General features: G+C 66.6%; 1 protein-coding gene. It reads right to left on the minus strand.

The window, feature by feature from the left end:
* A partial coding sequence (locus EN935_RS39225) for a ribokinase (RefSeq protein ID WP_164771888.1) occupies positions 1 to 638 on the minus strand: 638 nt, incomplete at both ends.

Below are 638 nucleotides of genomic sequence, written 5' to 3' on the forward strand. Positions count from 1 at the left end.
TTCGAGCGTGAGGCCCGACGACAGCCCGGCGGCAAAATAACCGCAGAACGTATCGCCGGCGCCGACCGTGTCGACAGGGGTGATTTTCAGGGCCGGAACGCTGAGGAAATCGCTCGGCGTCGCCGCCATCACGCCATCGCCGCCGAGCGTGACGACGATGGTGCGGCCGGTTTTCGCGGCGAAGTCGCGCATGCGTGCCGCCCGGTCGCGGCCATTTAGGGCCAGCGCTTCGCCATAGAGGTCGAATTCGGTTTCGTTGGCGACGGCATAATCGGCCTTGGCGAGAAAGGCCGCTGCCTTGCCCTGGAAAGGGGCTGTGTTGAGCACGGTGATGGCGCCGGCCGCTCTTGCCTGGTCAAGCGCTGCATCGACGGTCGCCAGCGGGATCTCATGTTGCAGCAGGACGACATCGCCCTTTTTCAGGAAGGCCTTGGCGAGGTCGCCAGGCAACACGGAAGCGTTGGCGCCGGGCACCACGGCGATGATGTTCTCGCCGTCGTCGCCGACCATGATCAGCGCCGTACCGGTCGAGGCGAAGGTCTCGGCAACACCCGACAGGTCGACCTTGCCGTCGCGCAGCAGCGCCAGCGCCTCGGCAGCGAAGCTGTCCTTGCCGACGGCGCCGACCATGCGCACCG

The sequence above is a fragment of the Mesorhizobium sp. M7D.F.Ca.US.004.03.1.1 genome, assembly GCF_003998635.1.
GTDB classification, from domain to species: domain Bacteria; phylum Pseudomonadota; class Alphaproteobacteria; order Rhizobiales; family Rhizobiaceae; genus Mesorhizobium; species Mesorhizobium loti.